The sequence below is a fragment of the Antrihabitans auranticaus genome (assembly GCF_016481275.1).
Lineage (GTDB): Bacteria > Actinomycetota > Actinomycetes > Mycobacteriales > Mycobacteriaceae > Antrihabitans.
The window spans coordinates 482,277-504,856 of the sequence record NZ_JAEMNW010000003.1; the positions used below are offsets into that span (position 1 = coordinate 482,277).

20 protein-coding genes are annotated in these 22,580 nt (G+C 64.5%); 11 read left to right on the top strand and 9 right to left on the bottom strand.

Annotated elements, in window-relative coordinates; translation table 11 throughout:
* Positions 1-128 precede the first annotated feature (128 nt).
* The 7 genes from JGU72_RS16515 to JGU72_RS16545 all read left to right on the top strand — a co-directional run bounded on the left by JGU72_RS16515 (position 129) and on the right by JGU72_RS16545 (position 10,213).
* Entirely contained in the window at positions 129-2,291 is a 2,163-nt protein-coding gene (locus JGU72_RS16515; RefSeq protein WP_199685029.1) for an MMPL family transporter, read from the top strand.
* 103 nt (positions 2,292-2,394) lie between these two features.
* Positions 2,395-3,027 carry a hypothetical protein gene (locus tag JGU72_RS16520; protein WP_199685030.1) on the top strand — a complete coding sequence of 211 codons (633 nt, stop codon included), beginning with the start codon at positions 2,395-2,397 and terminating at the stop codon, positions 3,025-3,027.
* 207 nt (positions 3,028-3,234) lie between these two features.
* The gene (locus JGU72_RS16525) at positions 3,235-6,144 is read left to right on the top strand and encodes an alpha/beta fold hydrolase (RefSeq protein ID WP_199685031.1); all 2,910 of its coding nucleotides are present in this window, start codon (positions 3,235-3,237) and stop codon (positions 6,142-6,144) included.
* 117 nt (positions 6,145-6,261) lie between these two features.
* On the top strand, positions 6,262-6,519 hold the full coding sequence (locus JGU72_RS16530; RefSeq protein ID WP_199685032.1) for an excalibur calcium-binding domain-containing protein: 258 nt from the start codon (positions 6,262-6,264) through the stop codon (positions 6,517-6,519).
* 162 nt (positions 6,520-6,681) lie between these two features.
* On the top strand, positions 6,682-7,404 hold the full coding sequence (locus JGU72_RS16535) for a FadR/GntR family transcriptional regulator (protein WP_199685033.1): 723 nt from the start codon (positions 6,682-6,684) through the stop codon (positions 7,402-7,404).
* Complete coding sequence (locus tag JGU72_RS16540) at positions 7,401-8,063, top strand: sterol desaturase family protein (protein WP_199685034.1); 663 nt, start codon at positions 7,401-7,403, stop codon at positions 8,061-8,063. Before JGU72_RS16535 ends, JGU72_RS16540 begins: the two co-directional genes overlap by 4 nt.
* Positions 8,064-8,176: 113 nt before the next feature.
* The gene (locus tag JGU72_RS16545; protein ID WP_199685035.1) at positions 8,177-10,213 is read left to right on the top strand and encodes a CocE/NonD family hydrolase; all 2,037 of its coding nucleotides are present in this window, start codon (positions 8,177-8,179) and stop codon (positions 10,211-10,213) included.
* Here JGU72_RS16545 and JGU72_RS16550 read toward each other — a convergent pair whose 3' ends face one another.
* On the bottom strand, positions 10,214-10,966 hold the full coding sequence (locus JGU72_RS16550; protein ID WP_199685036.1) for a lysophospholipid acyltransferase family protein: 753 nt from the start codon (positions 10,964-10,966) through the stop codon (positions 10,214-10,216). It abuts the gene before it with no gap.
* 9 nt (positions 10,967-10,975) lie between these two features.
* The gene (locus JGU72_RS16555) at positions 10,976-11,731 is read right to left on the bottom strand and encodes a lysophospholipid acyltransferase family protein (protein ID WP_199685037.1); all 756 of its coding nucleotides are present in this window, start codon (positions 11,729-11,731) and stop codon (positions 10,976-10,978) included.
* A gap of 278 nt (positions 11,732-12,009) precedes the next feature.
* Here JGU72_RS16555 and JGU72_RS16560 point away from each other — a divergent pair, with 278 nt between their 5' ends.
* A complete protein-coding gene (locus JGU72_RS16560) occupies positions 12,010-12,648 on the top strand; it encodes a hypothetical protein (protein WP_233532499.1) in 639 nt (212 codons plus the stop codon).
* 68 nt (positions 12,649-12,716) lie between these two features.
* Complete coding sequence (locus tag JGU72_RS16565; RefSeq protein ID WP_199685039.1) at positions 12,717-14,075, top strand: neutral zinc metallopeptidase; 1,359 nt, start codon at positions 12,717-12,719, stop codon at positions 14,073-14,075.
* Between the two features lie 4 nt (positions 14,076-14,079).
* On the opposite strand, the gene JGU72_RS16570 is transcribed toward JGU72_RS16565, so the two are convergent.
* The gene (locus tag JGU72_RS16570; RefSeq protein WP_199685040.1) at positions 14,080-15,168 is read right to left on the bottom strand and encodes an acyltransferase family protein; all 1,089 of its coding nucleotides are present in this window, start codon (positions 15,166-15,168) and stop codon (positions 14,080-14,082) included.
* Positions 15,169-15,313: 145 nt separating this feature from the next.
* On the opposite strand from JGU72_RS16570, the gene JGU72_RS16575 reads away from it, so the two are divergent.
* Positions 15,314-16,843: a Rieske 2Fe-2S domain-containing protein gene (locus tag JGU72_RS16575; RefSeq protein WP_199685041.1), complete on the top strand. Its 1,530-nt coding sequence runs from the start codon at positions 15,314-15,316 to the stop codon at positions 16,841-16,843.
* Here the strand turns inward: JGU72_RS16575 and JGU72_RS16580 are convergent.
* The 4 genes from JGU72_RS16580 to JGU72_RS16595 all read right to left on the bottom strand — a co-directional run bounded on the left by JGU72_RS16580 (position 16,840) and on the right by JGU72_RS16595 (position 19,734).
* Positions 16,840-17,277, bottom strand: coding sequence for a CAP domain-containing protein (locus tag JGU72_RS16580; protein WP_199685042.1), 438 nt, complete (start codon positions 17,275-17,277; stop codon positions 16,840-16,842). The genes JGU72_RS16575 and JGU72_RS16580 overlap by 4 nt on opposite strands.
* Before the next feature lie 128 nt (positions 17,278-17,405).
* A complete protein-coding gene (locus tag JGU72_RS16585) occupies positions 17,406-17,552 on the bottom strand; it encodes a hypothetical protein (RefSeq protein ID WP_199685043.1) in 147 nt (48 codons plus the stop codon).
* Between the two features lie 86 nt (positions 17,553-17,638).
* Complete coding sequence (locus tag JGU72_RS31250) at positions 17,639-18,583, bottom strand: DMT family transporter (protein WP_307828476.1); 945 nt, start codon at positions 18,581-18,583, stop codon at positions 17,639-17,641.
* A complete protein-coding gene (locus tag JGU72_RS16595) occupies positions 18,580-19,734 on the bottom strand; it encodes a phosphotransferase (protein ID WP_199685044.1) in 1,155 nt (384 codons plus the stop codon). The genes JGU72_RS31250 and JGU72_RS16595 overlap by 4 nt, the downstream gene beginning before the upstream one ends.
* 70 nt (positions 19,735-19,804) lie before the next feature.
* Between JGU72_RS16595 and JGU72_RS16600 the strand changes: the two genes are divergently transcribed.
* Positions 19,805-20,245 carry a MarR family winged helix-turn-helix transcriptional regulator gene (locus JGU72_RS16600; protein WP_199685045.1) on the top strand — a complete coding sequence of 147 codons (441 nt, stop codon included), beginning with the start codon at positions 19,805-19,807 and terminating at the stop codon, positions 20,243-20,245.
* Here the strand turns inward: JGU72_RS16600 and JGU72_RS16605 are convergent.
* Entirely contained in the window at positions 20,242-21,123 is an 882-nt protein-coding gene (locus JGU72_RS16605) for a neutral zinc metallopeptidase (RefSeq protein WP_199685046.1), read from the bottom strand. The genes JGU72_RS16600 and JGU72_RS16605 overlap by 4 nt on opposite strands.
* Before the next feature lie 63 nt (positions 21,124-21,186).
* Positions 21,187-22,386, bottom strand: a complete 1,200-nt coding sequence (locus tag JGU72_RS16610) for an MFS transporter (protein WP_199685047.1) — start codon at positions 22,384-22,386, stop codon at positions 21,187-21,189.
* Positions 22,387-22,580: the final 194 nt, after the last annotated feature.

Below are 22,580 nucleotides of genomic sequence, written 5' to 3' on the forward strand. Positions count from 1 at the left end.
AACGGTGTGTCATCCTGCCCGCCCGCCGACCAGGCTGATCTTGCGGTGGCCACTCGCACAACGCCCCGACAACCACCCACTCGGATTAGCATTGGCCGAATCGGTCCGGGACTACCTAGGAGTCCAGCGTGGCGAACTTTCTGTACAGGTTGAGCAATCTGATCGTTCGTCGGCGGTTGACCGTGACGGCGATTTGGCTCCTGATTCTCGTCGCGGTCGGCGCATCGGCCGCCGCGTTCTCGGGGCCCGTCAGCAATTCGTTCACCATTCCGGGCACGGAATCGCAGCAGGCCATCGACCTCCTTTCGGAAAAGTTCCCCGGCACCGGCGGTGCGAGCGCCCGGGTCGTTGTCGCTGCCCCGCCCGGGCACACGCTCGACGAGCCCGCGTATCGCGATGTCGGCCAGAAAGCGTTGGAGCAGGCCAAGACTGCACCGCAGGTCATTGCCGTGACCGGTTTCGATCAGGGCACGCTGAGTCCCGACAAGCGAATTCTGTTCGGCGACATCAAATATGCCGTCACGGTCGACAAGATCAGCGACGAAGCCAAAGCCGCCCTGCAGGACGCTGCCGAGCCGGCGCGGGCGGCGGGCCTTCAGGTCGAGTTCTCGGGCGGCGTCATCTCGACGACCGAAGCGGCTGGACACAGCAGCGAGCTCTACGGCATCGTGATCGCGTTCGTCGTCCTGGCAATCACTTTCGGCGCACTGGTGGCGGCAGGGATGCCGCTGCTGACCGCGGCCGTCGGCGTCGGCATCGGGCTACTCGGTATCCAAGCGCTGAGCAGCGTCGTCGAGGTGAACTCGACTACACCCACTCTCGCCCTCATGCTCGGGCTCGCCGTCGGTATCGACTATGCGCTGTTCATCGTTTCCAGGCATCGCCAGCAGCTGCGCGACGGTATGCCCGTCGCCGAGTCGATCAAGATGGCGACCGCGACAGCCGGCGGCGCGGTTGTGTTCGCCGGCCTCACTGTTGTCATCGCGTTGGCGGGTCTGTCGGTCGTCGGCATTCCGTTCCTCACGGCAATGGGTGTGGCGGCTGCGGGCACCGTCGCAGTGGCGGTGCTGATTTCGATCACGCTGGTCCCGGCTCTGCTTGCGCTGCTCGGACCGCGCATCAACAGCGGCCGCATAGGACCGCTCGCGCGCCGGCAGGACAAGGCGGACCCGGCCGCGGGGTTCGGCCGACGCTGGGCTGAATGGGTCACAGCGAAACCGCTTGTCACAGCACTACTCTGCGTTGCCGCCGTCGGCGCGCTCGCCTACCCGGCGCTCGACCTCGAACTCGGTCTCCCCGACGACAGCAGCAAATCCACCGACACGACCGAGCGGCGCGCATACGACCTCCTTGCCGAAGGTTTCGGACCAGGATTCAACGGACCGCTCACCCTGGTCGTGTACGTGCCGGGACGAACGGACGTCGCGCAACTCACGCAGCAGGGCATCGATCAGACAAAGGAGGAAATCAAAGGCATCGCGGCGATCACGCCCCCGGTCCCGAACCAGGCCGGTGACGTCGCGATCGTGTCTGTTGTGCCGAGCTCGGGCCCCGCTACGGAAGCAACGAGCGACCTCGTCCACGACCTCCGCAAACTTGCGGCGGAAGTGCGCGACCAGAGCGACGCCCAGGTGTACGTGACGGGTCCGACCGCGTCGAACATCGACGTTTCCGACAAGCTCGGTGCGGCACTGCCCGTGTTTCTGGTGCTGATCGTCGGACTCGCACTCGTGCTGCTGACGCTGGTTTTTCGCTCGATATTGGTGCCCGCCAAGGCAATTGCCGGCTTCCTCTTGTCGATCGGCGGCTCGATGGGCCTCACCGTCGCAGTCTTCCAGTGGGGACATCTGGATTGGCTGTTCAAAGTGGAGACGCCTGGGCCGATCGTCAGCTTCCTACCTGTCTTGCTGGTCGGCATCCTGTTCGGACTGGCGATGGACTACGAGGTCTTCCTCGTTACGCGCATTCGTGAGGAGTACGTCCATACCAACGATCCGACGGGCTCGATCGAGGACGGTATGTCGCACAGCGCGCGAGTGGTCACGGCTGCGGCGTTGATCATGATCTCCGTCTTCGGATCGTTCATCTTCGCCGACGACGCCGTCATCAAATCAATCGGACTCGCACTGGCTGTCGGCGTCGCGATCGACGCGTTCATCGTCCGGATGACGCTTGTTCCGGCGGGTCTCAAGCTGTTGGGTCATTCCGCGTGGTGGCTGCCGAAGTGGCTGGATCGGGCGATGCCCGACCTCGACATCGAAGGCAGCAAGCTTGCTGCACAGCAGGAATGACGAAGCTTTCGATCACACCGTCGGCAAGGCTCAGCCGCGGACTGCCCACGGCCCAAGTGTGACCTGCGTTACATTGAGGACTCGCCCCGTGAAAGGACTGTTCATGTCCACCGAAGCCGCGCCGAAATCCGTCGAAGAACGAGTCGCGCAATTGCGGGCACGCACCGATGCCGAGGTTGCGAAGAACGAGGCGTGGGATTGGATCTCGAGTTTGAAAGAGCGGGCCGGCGCCGACCGTAAAGCCGCAGAAGCCGAACTCGACGCCCTGTTCCGACTGGGCGAAATACCGACCGAACTCGACGGACCGACCGACGGCATTCTCGTCACGACCACCACGAACGCAGTTCTCGATCCGGCGGTCCGAGCGATCACCAACCTCTGGATGCCATGGCAGGGCAAGCGTTTCGACGCCGACGCGGGGACCGGCGACAACCGAATGGTCTCGAGTGCGGCGCTGCCGTCGAAGCTGCTCTGGCCGCTGTACAAGATGAAGGATGCCGTCGGCGGAAAGCTCGCCTTCGACTTCAAAACCTACAACGAGGCAGGCAAGGCCGATCCGGACGTGCAGGTCATGGTCATCGACTACGCGGACGTCGAGGACAACCCCGGACTGGTCATCAGGAGTATCCGGGACGAGTTGGTCCAAGTCGTTCCCGGCGCGTATCTGGGCAAGATTCTCTATCGACTACCCAGCGATAGGTACGAGATGGTCGGATTCTTCGCACTGCACACCTAGGCGGCCGACGATCCGCCGAAACCCTGGTTTGCGCAGTTCACCGTGGCGTACTTTGACGGTCGTGGACGGAAAGTATGACGGGATTCGGGTATATCCGCCGAACGACACAGTCGCGGCATACGTCGAAAGAGCCGGCATGGCATGTAGTCGTTCCGCAGGGATTACACAGTTGCGAGTCGGCCCCGTCGTTCCAGGAGTGAGTGGACAGTGACAGCGAAACCAGTCAAGAAGATCTCCCGCCGAATCGGCAGAACCGTACAGAACTCGCTCGAGGTGGCGCGGCTCGGCGGCCTGGAAACCGGCGAGAAACCCGCGCCGTTCGACGTGGCCACGCAGGGCCGGATCTTCCGGCTGCGGCACTATTTCCCCAGCGACGACACACCCGGGCGACCGGTACTCCTCGTTCCGCCGCTGATGCTGACCGCGGACGTCTACGACGTGTCGCCCCAGACCAGTGCGGTCCGCACGCTGCACGAACTGGGCGTCGATGCCTGGCTCGTCGATTTCGGGTCTCCCGAACACGAACCGGGCGGCTTGGAGCGCAACCTCACCGACCACGTCCTCGCCGTGAACGAAGCTGTCGACTTCGTCTGCAACGCGACGGGCAACGACGTCCACCTCGCCGGGTACTCGCAGGGCGGCATGTTCTGCTACCAGACCGCCGCGTACCGGCGAAGTGCAGGCATCGCCAGCCTCATCACTTTCGGTAGCCCCGTCGACCTACGCGGCGCGATTCCACTCGGGATTCCCGAAGACGTTGCCGTGAAAGGTGTTGGCCTGATTGCTGATCGGGTCCTCAAGAAGACATCGGTCCCCGGCTGGGCGACCAAGGCCGGTTTCCGGATGCTCGACCCGGTGAAGTCACTGCAGCAACGCGCGGACTTCCTCATGGCGTTGCACGACCGCGAGGCACTCCTGCCGCGCGAGGGTCAGCGGCGTTACCTCATGAGCGACGGCTGGGTAGCCTGGCCCGGCCCGGCACTGGCCGAGTTCCTCAAGCAGTTCCTGATTCACAACCGGATGCTCAAGGGCGGGTTCACCGTTGGTGATCGGTCGGTCTCGCTGGCCGATATCGACTCGCCGATCCTGACGTTCGTCGGCGAATCCGACGACATCGCACCGCCTGCGGCGGTGCGCCCGATTCGCCAAGCCGCGCCGCGTCCGGAGATCTACGAAGTTCCCTTGCCCGCAGGACATTTCGGGCTTGTCGTCGGCCGGACCGCCATGACCAAGACATGGCCCGTCGTCGCCGACTGGATGCACTGGCTCGATGAAGAAGCGCCCAAACCCGAGGCGATGACGCTCGTGGGCGAAGCGAGCGACCCGGAGCCACCGGCCGCCGCAGAACGGGTCGACCTGGTCGTTTCCGCAGGTAGCGCGGCAATCCGGTCACTCGCGAACTCGACCGCACGCTCGGCCCGCAACCTCGGCCGACTCGCGAAAGTCACTGGGACACAGTCGCCCCGCCTGCGCCGAATCCGCCGGATCGACGCCGACACCCGACTGTCGATGGCATTGCTGATCGACGAACAGGCACGCCACGCCCCGCAGAACGCCTTCTTCCTCTTCGAAGATCACGTGGTGACCTATGCCGACGCCAAGAAGGGCATCGACGCAGCCGTCGGCGAACTGCTCGCGTCGAAGGTTCGGATCGGCGAGCACGTCGGCGTGCTGATGCACACGCGACCGACTGCACTCGCGGTGCTGGCCGCGCTCAACCGGATCGGCGCCGTCGCGGTTTTGCTGCGCCCCGGCGCGACGCTCGCCCGCGAGCTCGAACTCGGCGAGGTCACTCGCGTGGTCGTCGACCCCGATCATGCGGACATCGACGCCGGCGGGCGACCGGTCCAGGAGTTGCTGCTGCTCCGGCCATGGAACGACCCGGAGGGCGGCTTCCTCCCACCGTCCGACGGCTCCGAGCGACTACCGGACTGGTACGAACCGAACCCGGGAAGGGCGAGCGATCTCGCGTTCATCCTCTTCGGCGGCGACTACGACAACCCCCGGCTCATTCGGATCACCAACGGCCGCTACGCGCTGTCTGCCTTCGGCACGGCGACCTCGGGGCAGATCACCAAGACCGACACCGTCTATAGCATCAATCCCATCTACCACCCCTCCGGCCTGCTGACCAGCATCGGCGGCGCGGTGGCCGGTGGCGCTCGACTCGCAATGGCGAGCACGCTCGATCCGGACACCTTCTGGTCGGAGGTCCGTCGCTACGGCGTCACGATCGTCTCCTACAGCTGGGCGCAGCTGCGTGACGTTGTCAATGCCGATCCACACCCGAACGAGATCAGCCATCCGATTCGGCTGTTCGTCGGATCCGGTATGCCGCGCAGCCTGTGGCGGCGGGTCGTCGAGCGCTTCGCACCCGCAACCGTCCTCGACTTCTGGGCAACCAGCGAGGGCGAAGCGATCCTCGCGAACATCGACGCCACGAAACCTGGCTCCCTCGGCCGGCCGTTGCCTGGCAGTGCGGAGGTTCGCGTCGTTCGCTGGGACCGTTCGACGGGCACGATCCGCGAGGGTGACGACGGTTATGCAATCGAGGCTGACGTCGACGAGATCGGTCTACTGCTCGCGAAGATCGGCCCGGCAACCGCGATATCGGCACCGCCGCTACGCAATCTCTTCGAGCGGGGCGATCGGTGGTTCTCGAGCGAGAGCCTCGCAAGACGCGACGGTGACGGCGACTACTGGCTGATCGATTCGCTCAGCACGATCATCCGCACTGTCAGCGGCGTCGTCTTCTCACTGCCGATCACGGCAGCGGTCGGCAAGATTCCGGCGGTCGACCTCGCGCTCACCTACTCGATGCCTGCGCCGGAAGGGGCTGACATGGCGGTGACCGCTGTGGCACTCGTACCCGACGCAACGTTGACCGCCGCCGACCTCGACGGCGCGCTCGGGGGGCTCGACATCGACCAGCGTCCCAAGCTCGTGGGAACCGTCAAGGAGATTCCGATGACGGAATGGCACCGACCGATCGCGGGGCCGTTGCGCGACAAACCGATTCCTGCGTCGACAAGCAAGCGCCCGATCTTCTACCTGGACGAAGCGACCGGTCACTACGCGACGTTCACGCGGACGATCCGGAGCCGCTGGTTTCCCTAGCGGGGTCATTCGAATGAATGATTCCTTTCCGTTACCGCTCCGTGATAAACCTATCTAGCTGCAAGTGAGTCGGGCATGAGCAGTCGACAATGACGTCCACTGTGAGGAATCGAAATCATGTCCAACCGTGTCCTGCGTCGTACGCAGGCTTGTGCCATCGTCCCCGCAATTGCATTCGCGCTCATGGGATTTGGCGTCGCCGCGCCGACAGCGGCGGCACAGGCCGACAGTTGCGACCCTGCTTATCCGACCGTCTGCATCCCGTCGGGTCCGGACCTGGATTGCGGCGAGATCTCAGAGCGCGGCTTCCGCGTCGAGTCGCCCGATCCGCACCGCTTCGATGCGGACAACGACGGGGTCGGATGCGAAAGCTAGGTCGGGGCACTCCACCCAGCCCGCCCCCTCCGCGACTGTGCACTTATCGTCGCCCGCACTCGAAGTTTGCGACAGCAAGTGCACTCTCGGCGGGGGCGGGGAGGCAACCAAACTGGTCTGACCACTTGACGTCTGGCCATCTGCTGGCGCATCCTGGGATACATGGCCCTCTCACCCGTCGCGCGGCGCTCGGTACCCGAAGACGTCTTCGAGCAGATTCTCGCGGATGTAATCAGCGGTGAGCTGAGCCCCGGCGAGTCGTTACCGAGCGAACGCCGGCTGGCGGAAGTCCTCGGCGTATCGCGACCTGCCGTCCGCGAAGCGCTCAAACGCGTTGCCGCCGCCGGCCTGGTCGAGGTACGCCAGGGCGACGCCACGACTGTCCGCGACTACAAGAAGACCGCCGGCCTCGACCTCCTCCCGCGCCTTTTGCTCCGCGCAGGCGAGCTGGACGTGCACGTCGCGCGCAGCATCCTCGAGACGCGGCTGCACAACGGTCCCAAGATCGCCGAGCTAGCCGCGCAGCGCAGCGGCCCGAAACTGAAGACGCCGCTGCAGAATTCGATCGATCGGCTGCGTACCGAGAACGATCCCGTCGAGCTGCAAATGATCGCGATGACCTTCTGGGACGACATCGTCGACGGCGCCGATTCCATTGCCTTCCGGCTGATGTACAACACTCTGCGCGCCGCCTACGAGCCGGCGATCACCGCATTGGCAACCGTCATGTCCGAAGAAGTGGGCCACCCCGAGGCCTATCAAAAACTTGCCGATGCCATCTCGGCCGGCAAACCCCAGGCCGCAGGACGCGCCGCGCACCAGTTGCTCGAACCCGCGACCTCGGCTTTGATCACCGCAATTTCAGCCCTGGAGGTTCAACGATGAGCACCCGTACACCGATCCGAAAGAATTTCTCGCTGCAGGACGCGCGCCGCGAATTCTGGCGCCATCCCTCGCCGTGGATGATCTCCGGAACACTCGTCGCAGCTCTCACAGCACGAATCATCGTGGGCGACTGGCAGATCAGCGATGCACTCGTGCCACTCGTCATGCTCGCGGTGTTCCCGTTCTTCGAATGGGTTGTGCACGTGACGATCCTGCACTGGAAGCCGCGGCACGTCGCCGGGCTCACCGTGGATCCCTTACTGTCCCGAAAGCATCGCGAGCACCACGTGAATCCGCGCGACATACCGCTGATCTTCATCCCGTGGAAAGCGCTGTTCTGGATTCTTCCGGTGGCACTGGCCATTTCGGTCTTCGCGTTCCCGCGCATCGGACTCGGCCTGACGTACCTCACGTTCGTCGCGACGCTCGGCATCGTCTACGAGTGGACCCACTACCTCATCCACAGCGACTACAAGCCGAAAGGCCGTATCTACAAGGCAATTTGGCGCAATCACCGCAACCACCACTACAAGAACGAGCACTACTGGTTCACGGTCACCAGCTCCGGCACCGCGGACCGCGTGCTTGGCACCTGCCCGAAGCCCGAAGACGTCCCGAGCTCGCCGACAGCGAAGAACCTGCACGCAATCGGTAGCTAGCTGATTGGACACGACCCCTCGTTCTGTACATTCCGGCACATTCGCTCGTACGGCGTAATACGTTCGTTGCCGGGGTGTGTTCGCATCGTTGCGGGACGAGAGGGTCGAGTCGTATGAAGGTCTACGCCAGGAGACTGCGCCGGATCGTGGTCGCGGCCACTTGTGCTCTCGTCGTGACGGCATCGCTCGTCGTGCCGCAGGCATCCGCGGCACCGGACGGCGGCGGACTCGGCGGACAGTGGACAGCAACCCAGGACGGCGCGCCGCTCTATCCCGGCCAGGTCCACATCGACTGGGACGTACCGATCGTGATGAGCGACGGCACCGTCCTGAAGGCGAATGTCTACCGCCCGGTCGATGCCGCGGGCCGCCTGGTCGAAACCCCCACGCCGACCGTCATCAACATGACGCCGTACACGAAGCTCGCGTCCGTCTTCGCGGACTCGGCAACCAACATCCCGGTCCTCTCCGATTTCCTCATCAACTTCTTCCGCGATTTCGACCTGTCCGGCATCGGCCTCGGCGGACTGACAGACCTCACCAGAACACTTCCGGGCGGTATCGCGCGGTCGTTCGCGGTCGACCGCAAGCTGATCCAGAGCGGCTACACCCAGGTCGTGGTCGATGTGCGCGGCACAGGGTTCTCGCAAGGTGAATGGCAGGTCTTCCAGGAGCGCGAGCAGACAGACACGGTCGAAGTCATCGACTGGGCAAGCCGGCAGCCGTGGTCCACCGGCGATATCGGGATGAACGGCATCTCGTACTCGGCGATCAATCAGGTACACGCGGCCGAGCACCGCCCACCGGCATTGAAAGCGATCTTTCCGGTCGAACCCGGCAGTGACCTGACTCGCGACGTGCTCGCGACGGGCGGCGCGATAGGCGTCGGCTTCATCCCGCCCTGGCTGCTCGGCGTCAACCTGCTCAAGTTGGTTCCGGATGTCCAGTCGATCGTCACAGGCAACTTCGACTGGCAATGGCTCGCCGACCGCGCGGCCAACCCCATGGTCTTCGTCCAAACGATCATCGAAGCGTTCACCGTGCAATCGGTCCCGGAGATACCCCCGGACCTCTATGCGGTTCTCGACGAAGGCAGCCCGCTACGCGAAGCCTGGCGCGGTGACCCGAGCCAGATCCGGATCCCGACGTTCGTCGTCGGGGGCTGGCACGACATCTTCACCTACTCCGAGCCCCGCATCTACAACGCAATCCCCCTGCCGCCCGGGCAGAAGCAGCTCGTCATGGGCGACACCTATCACGCAACGCCGGCAAGCGATTACGGCCGGCCCGGACAGCCGCCGCGCATCGACGTACTGCAGCGCGCGTGGTTCGACAAGTGGCTCAAGGGAATCGACAACGGTATCGATTCCTACGGTCCCGTGACTCTCTTCCAGCAGGGCGGAACCTGGACGACGACAAGCGCATTCCCGCGTCCGGGCATGGACTACCAGCGGCTGTACCTCAACGCAGCGCCCAGCGGAACGTCGATGTTCAGCGTGCACGACGGCAGTCTCACAACCCAGCCGGGCGGTCCTGCCCGCTTGACCGTCGGCCCCGGCGTGATGAGCCTCTGCTCGCGCGACAATTCTCAGATCACTGCCGGAATCGGGGTACTCGGTCTCGACTTCTGCGCGGAAGACGCTCGCGCACACGAACTCAACGGTCTGACATTCACGAGCGCACCGGTCGGCGTGCCGACCGAAATTTCCGGTCCAGTGAACCTGCATCTCAACACCGTGCTCGACGCGACCGACGGCTACTGGACCGCGACGCTGAACGACGTTGCACCCGACGGCAAGTCGACGGTCCTGACCTCGGGGCAGCTCACCGCATCGCTGCGCGCCGTCGACGATTCACGCGCGACGACGTCCGCGAACGGCGACTACACCGATCCGTACCCGAACCTCTCACTCGCCACGCGCCAGGCCTTGGTCCCCGGCGTGCCGACCGTCCTCGACGTCGGACTCACCGCAACAGACGCCGTACTCCAGCCGGGCCACCGACTCCGGGTCGACGTGTTCGCAAGCAACATCCCGCGCGGTCTCCCCCTGCGTCCGCTGCTCAACGAAAGTGGCTTGCGTCCGCAACATATCCAGCTCGATCCCAACGTGCCGAGCTTCGTCAACGTGCCGACCAATCGACCCTTCTGACTACTTGCCGCGCGCAGCCTTGGCGCGGCGCGCGGCCAGCTCTTCTTCCTCGAGCCGGTGCGCCTCGGCGAGGTCGGGCGCGCTGCCACCGAGGCGCGCCGGGACCCACGGTTCGCCGGCCGGGTGTGCGTAACCCTCCTGCGCACGAGCCAGCAGTAGCTCCATCGCCGAACGCATCGTCGCGGTCAGTTCATCACGCGAGCCGGTCGGCGGAATCGGTTCACCGATCCGAATATTCACCGGGAACCTGTGCCGACCCAGCCGGCGGGGGAATCCCTTCGTCCACACGCGATGGATACCCCAGATCGCGACCGGAATGATCGGCACGTCGCCGTCGAGAGCCATGCGCGCAGCGCCCGATTTGAACTCCTTGAGTTCGAAGCTCCGGCTTATCGTCGCTTCGGGATACACCACGACGATTTCCCCGTTGCGAAGCGCGTCGACTGCCAGCTTGTACGCCTCCGAGCCTGCTGATCGGTCCACCGGAATTGCCTTGCAATGTTTCATGAGAAACGCGACGATCCGGTTCTGCTGCAACTCGGCCTTCATCATGTAGCGGACGTTGCGTCCCCTGTTGCGGCCGATCAAGCCGACTTCGACGAAGTCGAGGTAGCCGGTGTGGTTGACGGCGAGCACCGCACCACCGGAGCGGGGGATGTTGTCTTGGCCGGCGATCACGATCCGAAGTCCCTGCGCAGCCAGCATGCCGCGCGCCAGCGCATTCAGAACGTCGTAGACAGGCTCCCGCCGCACAGCTGCCTCCTATGAGTCGCCTTGTTCCTTCTTGCGCGCCGCGACCCGAGCTTGCGCCTCGGCGTCGTCGAGCGCGGTTGCTTCCTCCAGTGTCGGCGCGCCGCCACCCAGGCGCTTGGGAACCCAATACTCGCCCGCGGGGTGCTCGTAGTTCTCCTGAATCTCCAGGAGCAGGTCCTGCATGGTCTTGCGGAGGAGGTTCGTCAGTTCGACCGCGGGCTCGAATGGCTGAATTGGATCGCCCACGATGATCGAGATCGGAGTGTTGGTCCGGCCCATGCGCTTGGGGAATCCCTTGGTCCAGACGCGCTGTGCGCCCCAGATCACGATCGGCACGATGGGAACATCGGCTTCGATCGCCATCCGCGCGGCGCCGGATTTGAACTCCTTGATCTCGAAGCTGCGGCTGATCGTCGCTTCCGGATACACGCCGACCAGTTCGCCGCGGCGCAGCGAGTCCACCGCCGACTTGTAGGACTCCGCACCGGCTACACGGTCGACCGGGATATGCCGCAGCGTGCGCATGATCGGCCCGGAGATCTTGTTGTCGAAGACTTCCTTCTTCGCCATGAAGCGGATGTACCGCTTGGGCGTGCGCACGGGCAGCCCGGCGTACGTGAAATCCATGTATCCGGTGTGGTTGACGGCAATTACCGCGCCACCCTCGGCGGGAACTTTCTCGTCGCCCTTGACTGTGAACTTCAGGCCCTGGACGGCGAACACCGTTCGCGCGATACCGATGATGGTCTTATAGACGGGTTCCACAGTCGGCTAGCGTAGTCGGTGCGTGTTTGCCGGGCACACTTAGTGTTACTGGTCGTCAACAGGAAGGTGCTGCAAGCGTGTACCGACACCGGAGAGCGCTCCTTGCCTGCCTGACCGGCGCCGCATCGGTCCTGACCTTGGCATCCTGCCTTCCCGACGATGGTCAGTCGGGGATTCCGACCCAGGCGCCGACGACCCGATCCGCCACGGCATCACCGCCTCCCGCCCAGTCGCAAAGCCCGGCTGCGACGCCAGCACCCCAGGTTCCGATCGGCGTGGTGCCGTCCAACCCGGCCGCAGCGCCCGCCCTCCAACCTTGGGCCGCCGACCTCGTCACCGGGGACCTCGAGGTCCTGACTCGCAAGTGCTGGACCGTTCCGCCGCTCGAGATCCCGACCATGTACGGCGACAAGGATTCGGTTCTGGCGGCGCTCGCCGAGCCGGGCGTGGACGGTCAGTACGCGGTCACGTGGACGGGTGCGGGTGTGACCGTCGCTGTGAAACGCAGCGAGATCGCATCTGGCTACGCCTGCCCCCGGGTCTACGCGACAGGGTCGAACGGCGACTTCACTCCCGCAGACGCGCGGCACGTCGTACGCCGCTATCTGTCGCGGTTGGTCGGCACACCGCTGAGCCCCGACGACGTCGAGGGCGCGTACCCACTCGTCTGTTCCGCAGCTCAGACCTGGGATCCCGAGGGCACGGGCAACCCGATCGCACCCCCGTTCGCGACGAACTCCAACCTCTTGACCGGCACGAAGGCGTTCGCCGGCGACGACATCGAGTCGACTCCGCTACAGCTCGACTACCTCTCTGTCACCGTGCCGATCACGAACGCCGCAGGCGTCACTGCCACGAAAGACTTCACCCTGCGCATCGGCTCCGAGGGTTACTGCATCGGCGACATGAGCGCATAGGTCCCCTGCCTCTCCGAGGTTTCGTGTGTCGCGCTGAATCGACCGCGCGCAGTCCGTACGATCCACTGATGCGGACGATGAAAGTTCTTGCGGTAGCGGCTGTCCTACTGCTCGCAGGGTGCAGCAGCGGCAAGGACGACGTGAGCGGAAATTCGCAGGACGACAGCTCCGCAGACAAACCGACGGCGTCGGATGTTCAGATCAACGGCGACGCGTCGGACCCGGTCAACGACATCGTGGTGAGCGCGATCTCCGACCTGCAGGACTGGTGGGATACCGAATACCCCGCCCTGTACGGCAGCCCGTACGAACCGGTGACCGGCGGTTTCTATGCCGTGACACCGTCGTCGGGCGACCTTCCGCCGTGTGCGACTTCGGCTCAGGACATCTCCGGCAACGCTTTCTACTGCCCGAACAAGGATGTCGTCGCATGGGACGTCGAAGGACTGCTCCCGAGTCTTCGAGAACGGTTCGGCGACTTCGTCATCCCGGTCGTGCTCGCGCACGAATGGGGCCACGCCGTCCAGGCTCGAGCCCAGTTCGAGGGGATCACCGTCACGCGGGAGATCCAGGCCGACTGCTTTGCGGGAGCCTGGGCCGCACACGCGGTCGAGGACAAGGTCTTCGACGTCAGCGAGGCCGATCTCGACGATGCCCTGGCCGGCATTCTCGAGTTGCGTGACGTACCGGGTACCTCTGCTGACGACCCCTCTGCACACGGCAGCGGTTTCGACCGCGTCTCCTCGTTCCAGACCGGTTACGACAACGGCGTGGAGGCATGCAAGGACTACAGCGACGGGTCCCCCGCCGTGATCGAGCTGCCGTTCACCGACTCTCTCGACGCCGAGCGTGGCGGCGACGCCCCGTACGACCAAATCATCAACGGCGTGCCGTACGACCTCGAGGACTACTGGTCGAAGGTGTTCCCCGAGCTGACCGGGAAGCCGTGGACGCCCTTGCGCGGAATCGAGGCGTTCGACCCCGATCGCGCGCCGAAGTGCGGCGACGAGTCGACCGCCGACTACGTGCTGTTCTACTGCGTGCCCGACGACTACATCGGATTCGACAACGTCGACGCCATGCCCGGCTTCTACCGCCAGGGCGGCGATTTCGCCGTTGCAACGTTGCTCGCAACCCAGTACGGACTCGCAGCTCTGTCGCGAGCGGGTGACACATCGGAGGAACAGATCGCCTCGCTTCGCGCGGACTGCTTCGCCGGAAGTTGGACGGCGAGCGTCGTCCTGCGCAACAGGGCCGAGTCGAGCACGTACACCATCTCTCCAGGCGATCTCGACGAAGCGATCAAGGCGCTGCTGATCTTCCGGGCCGCAGGTGACGCGGACCGCCAGGGCGCAGGATTCACGCGAGTCGAGGCGTACCGCGACGGCGTCATCAACGGTGTCGATGCGTGCGTGCGGGAGCAGTAGGCAGCTAGGTCTGCTGGAAGGCCAGGTGCTTTCGCGCGCGCAGGTTGAGCAGTAAGCGTTTGGCTGCAACGCAACTCGGGCGTTCGACCAGTCGGTAGAAGATCCAGCCCGCGGCTACGGAACTCGCGATGAGAACAGCTGCAAGGGCGGCGTTTGCGGCCAGCCCCAGATCGGCGCCGAGCACTTTGGTGAATACGCGGTACCCGACATGAATGACGATGATGTGGACGAGGTACAGCGAGTACGAGAATTCGCCGACGAGAAGAATCCAGCCGACGGGTCCACGGTCGGCGAATGCCGGTGCGACACAGCCGTATACCAAGCAGAGTGCCGGAATGCCGAACAAGCCGATCCGAACGTAGTACGAACTGAGGTCGGCCGCGTGGACGAACTGGAACAGCAACGCCAGGCCCACGTACCCGCACACCCCGGCCGTCAACGCCGCGACCGACCAGCGGACCGACTGGATGCCCTTCGTCATGAACAGCAGGCCCACGAGCGCACCGCCGATGAATTCGAGATTGAACGGGTGCAGTGGCAGCGTGTCCAGCCCGAAAGTGGTGTAGCTGAGCAGGATTCCGTTCGCGACGATTGCAAGCGCCCACGCTAGAAGCGCCGGACCGAGGTACTTGCGAGCAACGAAGAGGATCAGGAGGAAGAAGATTCCGTAGAACATCATCTCGTACACGAGCGTCCAGGCCACCGGCACGAGCGGCAACAGGTTGCTCGGTAACAGCAAGTACGACGCGACCACGTCGACTCCGCCGTGTTCGGCATTCACGCCACCCGGGTTGTACAGGTAATACGCGAGCACGACGGTGGTCAGAATCCAGTACGGCGGCAGTATTCGGCTGAGTCGATAGGCCGCGAACCTGCTCGGTTCGCTGGGATTGTCGAATTCCCTGTACGTACTGATCACCATGACGAAGCCGCTGATGACGAAGAACAGGTCGACACCGGCCATGCCGACGCTCATACCGACGTAGTAGACGCTGCCGGCCGCGTAGTCGACGCTGAGGAAACAGGCGTGGTAGACGACCACCCCGAGTGCCGCGATGCCACGCATGAACTGAATTCCCGCAACGTTCGGCATGGCCACCTTCGCGCCTAGGTTCAATCCCGGGGATCTTAACAGGACCACCGACGCCGACAGGACCCGTTTTGGGGGCGATCGATTCTGGTAGTCAGCGCCCACCGCCTACGCTGGTACCCGCGGAATACTCAGGAGGTTAGGCACTGTGCAGGTCACCAGCGTCGGGCACGCGGGATTTCATATCCAGACGGAAGCGGGGTCGATCCTCTGTGACCCCTGGGTGAATCCTGCCTACTTCGCGTCTTGGTTCCCGTTTCCGGACAACTCCCAGCTCGATTGGGACACCCTCGGCAACTGCGATTACCTCTACGTCAGCCACCTGCACAAAGACCACTTCGATCCCGTCAATCTCGCCAAGCATGTCAACAAGGATGCGACGGTTCTGCTGCCGGACTACCCGGTGCCAGACCTGAAGCGTGAGCTCGAGGCGCTGGGCTTCACCAAGTTCTTCGAGACCGAAGACTCCGTGAAGCACACGGTCGGTGGTCTGGACATCATGATCATCGCGCTACGCGCACCCGCCGACGGACCCATCGGTGACTCGGGTCTCGTCGTCTCCGACGGCGAGACGACGTGCTTCAACATGAACGACGCTCGCCCGGTCGACATGGACGTGCTCCACGACCAGTTCGGCAAGATCGACATTCATCTCCTGCAGTACTCGGGCGCGATCTGGTACCCGATGGTCTACGACATCCCCAAGCGCACCAAGGCCAACTTCGGCAAGCAGAAGCGCCAGCGCGGGATGGACAGGTGCCGCAGCTACATCGAGCAGGTCGACGCGACGTGGGTGGTGCCGTCCGCCGGTCCGCCGGTGTTCCTCGATCCCGCGCTGCGCTACCTCAACGACGATCACGGCGACGAGGGCAACATCTTCCCGGATCAGATCGTGTTCCTCGAGCAGATGCGGATCCACGGCAACGATCGCGGCGTCATGATGATCCCCGGCTCGACGGCCGATCTGAAGGGCGCCGAGCTGACGCTCACGCATCCGGTCGATCCGATGACGATCTTCGACAACAAGGCTGCCTACATCGAGGACATGGCGCAGCGGATGGAGCCGGTCCTCGCAGCAGAGAAAGCCTCGTGGGCACCCGCCGGAGGCGAACCGCTACTCGAACCCTTGAAGGCGTTCTTCGAGCCGTTGATGGCGCAGAGCGATCTGATCTGTGACGGCATCGGCTATCCGGTCGGGCTGGTCATGGGCGAGGAGACCGTCGTACTCGACTTTCCGGCTCGGACCGTCCGCGCGAAGGCCGAAGGCGACGGAAAATACCGCTACGGATTCCGCATCGCGCCCGAGCTCGTCCGAACCGTGTTGCGCGACAACGAACCCGACTGGGTCAACAGCATCTTCCTGTCGACTCGTTTCGAGGCCTGGCGCATCGGCGGCTACAACGAGTTCTTGTACACGTTCTTCAAGTGCCTCACCGACGAGCGGATCGCGTACGCCGACGGCTGGTTCTCCGAGTCGCATGACGACTCCGCATCAGCCGAGCTTGCCGGTTGGGAGGTCCAGCGGCGTTGCCCGCACCTGAAGGCGGACCTCTCCAAGTTCGGTGTGGTCGAAGGCGAGAAGCTGACGTGCAACCTGCACGGTTGGCAGTGGGACCTGCCTACGGGACGCTGCCTGACGTCGAAAGGTCACGAACTCCGGTCGCGCAAGCTCGGCTAATAGGCCCCGAAGTCCTCGACGACCCAGAGCTTGCCGCCGGCGTTCACGACGCCGATGCCGATTCGATTGAACTGGGCATTGAGCATGTTGGCGGCATGCACCGGGGAGTTCCGGAGAAAGTTGTCGATGGCAGCGATATCGCCGCCCCACCCGACGTTCTCGCCGATGGCCCGCCAGCCGGGCGGAACGACCTGCGACAGTGCCGGGTTATGACTGCCGGCGCCGTTGCGCGCCATTGTTTCTGCCCAAGATTGCGCGACCGCGCTGAGCCCCGGATCGAGTGCGAGGTCGGGTACGCCGCCGCCGGCCCTGAACTCGTTGATGCGGGCGATGAGATCTGCCTCGGGCGTCAGGGCGGCCGACACGGTCGGCGTGCTTGCCCACATCAGGCCACTGATCAAGATAGAGACCAGCAGTGCTGCCGATCGCTTCATTTTTCGCTCCATTCATCCACGGTCGGCAAAGCCCCGCGGATGCCGAAAAAAAATCGTATCCGAACCAGAAGCCGTTCCGTGACCAAACGGCGATCTTGATCTGGGGGAAATCCGGAGTTTCCGGCGTGTCACCGCATCGGCACCACCGAAACGAACATCGTCAGCGCTATAGTGCCGACCACCGCGAGCTGGGGAGCCGTCGCGCTCAGCCAATCGTTCATGCGCCGCCCGAATGCCTGCTGCCGGCGACCACCCCGTGTGTTCAACTCGTCCATCAGCTGCTCTTTCGTACTCCGTGCGCTGCCAGTTCACAGACGCTCCGGATCCCTGTACCCCGTCGCGTCGCGCAGCAAACCGCGAGTTACTTCGGCGTACCGATCGGACGCCGTGACACGCTTGCTATCGCGACGGCGACCAACGTCAGCACCGAACCGGCAAGGACGGTCGCAGACAGCCCGGCGCCCGCTGGCGCCAGGAGGTCGAGGGCAACGGCGCCGAGCAATTGCCCTGCGATTGCGCCGAGGCCGAGCAGCAGAACGCCGATCCACCGAACCACCACGGCTGCGGCGGCGATGTGCGCAACTCCCAGCGCACCACCGACATAGAGCCACGGCTCGGTCGGGAGGTCGTCCGGGAAATCGGCGACGAGGCCCTTGCCGACAAGAATCGCGAGCAATGCCGCGGTGCCGACGACGAAATTGACCCACGTCGCCATCATCGGTCCACTCGCTGCCGCAACCCGGCCGTTCACGGCCTGCTGCCACGCCAGCCCGACGCCTGCGACCGCAGGCAGAATCGCCCAGCCGATCGCCGACCACCCCGCGTCGAACCGGCCCGAGCTCGCGATCGCAACCGCGACGAGGGCAAGTACGGCCCCGAAGATTCTGTTCGACGTCACCGGGCTGGGCGCACCTGGGCCGATTCCGGCGCGGTCGACCCACAGGCTGCTGAGCAACTGCCCGCCGACCACTGCGACCGTGAAGACTGCGACGCCGATCAAAGCGATCGTGATTCCCTGACAGGCAACGTAGAAGGCGCCGCACAACCCACCGAGACACTGCCAGGGCGCGAGCGTTCGTGTCCGCAGTGCGACGCGGACTGCGGAGAGTTGGGCTCGCATACGCGCGCTGGCGGCAAGTCCGATGCTGAGCAGTACAAGCCCCAGTCCGAAGCTGAGCGCCGCTGCCGCGACACCGTCGTCGAGCGCATGCCCAAGGGCACCGTTGATGCGCGCCTGACCGGAAACCGACATCCCGACCGCGATAGCGGCGAGCACTCCGATTCGGTGCCGACGCTGCGCAATCACTCCAGAGACTGTGCCATGTCGACGAGTTTTCGAGTTAGCCGCAGACGCGCGATCATGACCGCACGGGCGGCGTCGTCGACGGGTTGCTCGAGCATTTCGGTGGGAATCGCGCACAGCGCGGACCGCGCAACCAGCGATCCGGCGAATCCGTATCGCACATCGGCGACATCGTGGTCGTATCCCTGCGCTGTCAGACCTGCGCAGTACGCGGGCAGGATCGCCGCTTCGATGCCCGCCAGGGCTTCCGGGTCGAGTTCACCGGCGTGCGCCAAGCCAACCAGAAGTTGCCCGAGGTCGAACCCGATCGCGAGGGGCGTGCCGAAGCCCCAGTCGATCACGATCCGCTCGGAAGAGTCGGCCGCAGGAATCAGCAGGTTCTGCGGGCTCGCGTCACCGTGCGCGTAGGTCTGCGGTAGTTCCTCGAGCCGATCCAGAATCTTCGGGATGCGGTCGGCAACTGCGAGCATGTCGTTGCGGAGGTCCCGATCGTCGACGTACTCGACCGCCTCCGCCAGCAACGGCGACCGCCAGATTTGGTCGTCACGGATTTCGGAAACGGCGCCGTGCAGCACCCGGCCCTCCGTGTAATAGCGAAGCGCCCCTTGATATTCGGAACTTCGGCAGATCAGCGGCAACCGATCGTTGACCGGATTGCCGACGCGGCGCCGGGCAGCGAGCTCGCCGAGGAGAAATGCTGTTCGCTCGAAATCTGCGATTACCCAAGGCTGCTGGGACGTTTCGACGAATTCCCACCACAGGACTACGTAGTCGTCTGCGACGCGCCGAACGTGGTGCAGCGTGGGCATCCGCATTCCGGCCGGCAGTACGTCGGCAATACCGGCGTCGTACATGTCGAGCTCGAACCGCCACGGCAGATAGTCCATAAATTCCTCGCGCAGGTGCTCGGGAATCCGGTCCGCGAAAGGCCACAGTCGCGGATTGCGCAGCAGTTTGACGAAGAAGCTGTACTCGCCGGAATCGTGCGCGACGTCGACGCGCCAGAGTCCAGCCGTCGGGATCGAACCCCACTGATACGGAAAGGACTGCGTGCGCACAGACCGCACAGCGACGGTGCGTCCCACGGCGGTCGACACGACGCGGGTCAACTCGTCCGGCTCGAGTGCTGCAATCGAAAACAAGTCGGCACTCATCGCACCATCCTTCTCCACAGAAAGGTCAGGTTACCTTCCCTTTCGAGAATAGTAAGGTAACCTGATAAATATGCGCAAGGCCTCCGAGTTCCTACCCGATCACATGTTCGCGCTGGTCGAAGGAGTGCGACGGCGCCTGCGCCGGGACCTCTCCGCCCTTTCGGCGGCACCGCAGCCACGGGGCAGCCACGTCCGCCTGTTGCAATTGATCCCCGAGGAAGGCATTCGGATCACCGACTTCGCGGCGCTCTCCGGCATGACCAAACAATCCCTCGGCGAGTTCGTCGATGCGATGGAAACCGAGGGGATGGTGACGAGTCGGCGTTTGGCGACGGACCGGCGGGTTCGGCTCGTCGTCCGAACGCCGTTGGGCCACAACCTCGTCGAGGCCGCCGACCGCCAGATCGCGGCGGTCGAGCACGCGTGGCGTGCCGAGGTCGGGCCGCAGCGCTACGACACCATGAAGGAAGTGCTGCGCGAAATCGGCGCCGGGACATTCGACCCCGTCTAACGCACCGCCTCCGGCGACGCCGTCCAGGTATCGCACTCCTGCAACACGTTTCGCGTCACACCCGTCATGAACCAGGTGCCGAAGTTCTGCGGCGTGCCATGATCGGGATCGGCACCGGCCGAATCTCCCCGCAGGAAATTGTCCTGCCGAGCGAGTTCGATACTCGGCGGGTCGAACGCCGCGCCCATGAACATTCCCGACAAACATTGCGCCTGCAACTCGACTCGACGCGCCAGCTCCAACCCCGCCGCGGAGCGGCGGCCGGCGGCAGTGATCCGCGTCGTCGACTCCGCGAGCGTCCCCGCCAAATGTTGCAGGTGATGACCGTATTCGTGGGCGAGCATGCTGACCGCTGCCGCCGGGATGCTCGCGGGACCCGCGCTCGTACCGAGATAGCTTTCCGGCACGAGGAAGATCGTGCCGTCGCAGTAGAAGCTGTTGCGCTCGGGTGGACGGCCACAGTCCATCGTCGTGACATCGCCGGTCAGCTCGACCTGCGCGGGTTCGAACGGGACGTGCAATCCGGTCAGGACGGGCTGCCACGCATTGTTGAGGCAACCCAGCGCGACGAGCACGAACACCTTCACGTAGTTCGGATTGTCCGACCACGCCGGCAGTTGGCAATCCTGTCGAGTCACCGTGCCGGCCGACAGCAGCGGATCTTCCATCGGCGCGGGATTCGCCTGTGCCGGCGCGGCGGTTCCGGGCAGTTGCACCGCGGGCACGGTGTCCGTCAGTGGTGTCTGCTGACCGGTCGGCGTCTGGTCACCGACGGAATCGGTGGAGAGCCGCGCAATCGTGATCAAACCCGCGAGCGCGATAACCGCCAGCAGCGCACCCGTCAGCACAACCGATGGCCTGTGGTCGATTTTCTTCAAAGCCCGTCAAACCTCTGTTGGATCGAACCGCTCGGTGCAGCAACGCCGACAGCCTAAGGGACGCTATCGACGCGCGTCGACAGGTTCCGTGCGCACGGCGGGGAGCCACCTCGGCACAACCAACGCGGCAAGCACGACCGGAACACCGCACAGGGCGACCAACGGTGCGACCGACAGCCACACCGAACCGAGCGCGAAGAAGCCGAAGATCGCCAGGCCGACCACCTCGGACATGAGGCCCGATGCCGACGTCACCGTCGCGCGGGCCGGACCGTCGATCGCGTCCTGCAGACGTGCGTCGCTCACGACGATCGCGTTGCTGATGATGCCGTAGCCGACGCCGATTGCCGCGAAACCCGCAATACCTGCCCAACCGGACCCGCCGATCGACGCACCGATCGCGAGGGCCGCACCCGACACGACCAGCGCCCACGCCATCGTGCGAGCACTCATCGAGGCGGTCCGGCCCGCAATCGCCGAACCCACGAGCGAACCTGCAACCGTCAAACCGATAAGGATCGGGATGAATCCGGTTTCCGCGCCGTTCTCCTCCGCCAGCAGCCCGAAGTACTCGTCGAACGCAGTGAAGCCGAACAGCACCGAACTCAGCAGCACGCCGCGACGGACCGTCTTGTGCCGCAGGGCTTCCGAGATTCCCGTCCGCAGCATCCGAAGATAGGTTGTGACGCCGCTCGGCACATCCTCGACGTCCTCGAGGTCTTCCTCGTCATCGATATCCGCAACCGCCGCGACTGATGCCGCCTTCGGTGCCGCGGGCAGGGAGATCGCGAGCAGCGCCTGCACAATCGCGACGCCGACGCTCACCCAGCCGACCAGAACGTATCCGCCCCATGCATACAGCGGCGCCGCAGACAGAATGCCGAGTAGCGCGCCCAACTCGGAAGCAGAGGTGGCGAAACCGATGATGCGCGGATATTCGCGGGCCGCGGACCGAGCCGCGAGTTCGTCGTAAACCAACGCCTGGAACGTCCCCGACTGCAACGAGCCGCCGATGCCCCACAGCACGAAGCCGAGCGCGAATCCTTCGTAGGAGGGAAACACCGTCCACGTCGCGAAGCCCAATGCAATCAGCACCGGGCCGAGAATCAACAGCTTGCGCCGCGACACCGTGTCGGCCCACGCGCCCGACGGGACCTCGAAGACGAACGCGGTCACCGACCAGAAGAAGAGCAGCGACGAGATCTCGGCCGTGTTCAGCCCATGATCGGCGAACAGCAAGGCGTACAACGCGTATAGCGGCATGAGGTCGCCAACACCTGAATAGGCGATGGCGCGAAGGGCAAGCGACCGATTAGTGGACTGTCAAGTCTCTCCGGCTGAGAAGCGCATGCCACCAACTCTTCCAACTCGCCCGTTCATCCGTCAAGGGAATTACCCGGCGCGCCCGCTTTGGGTGGAATAGTAGGAACGCGCATGCGCGACCGCACGACCGACTG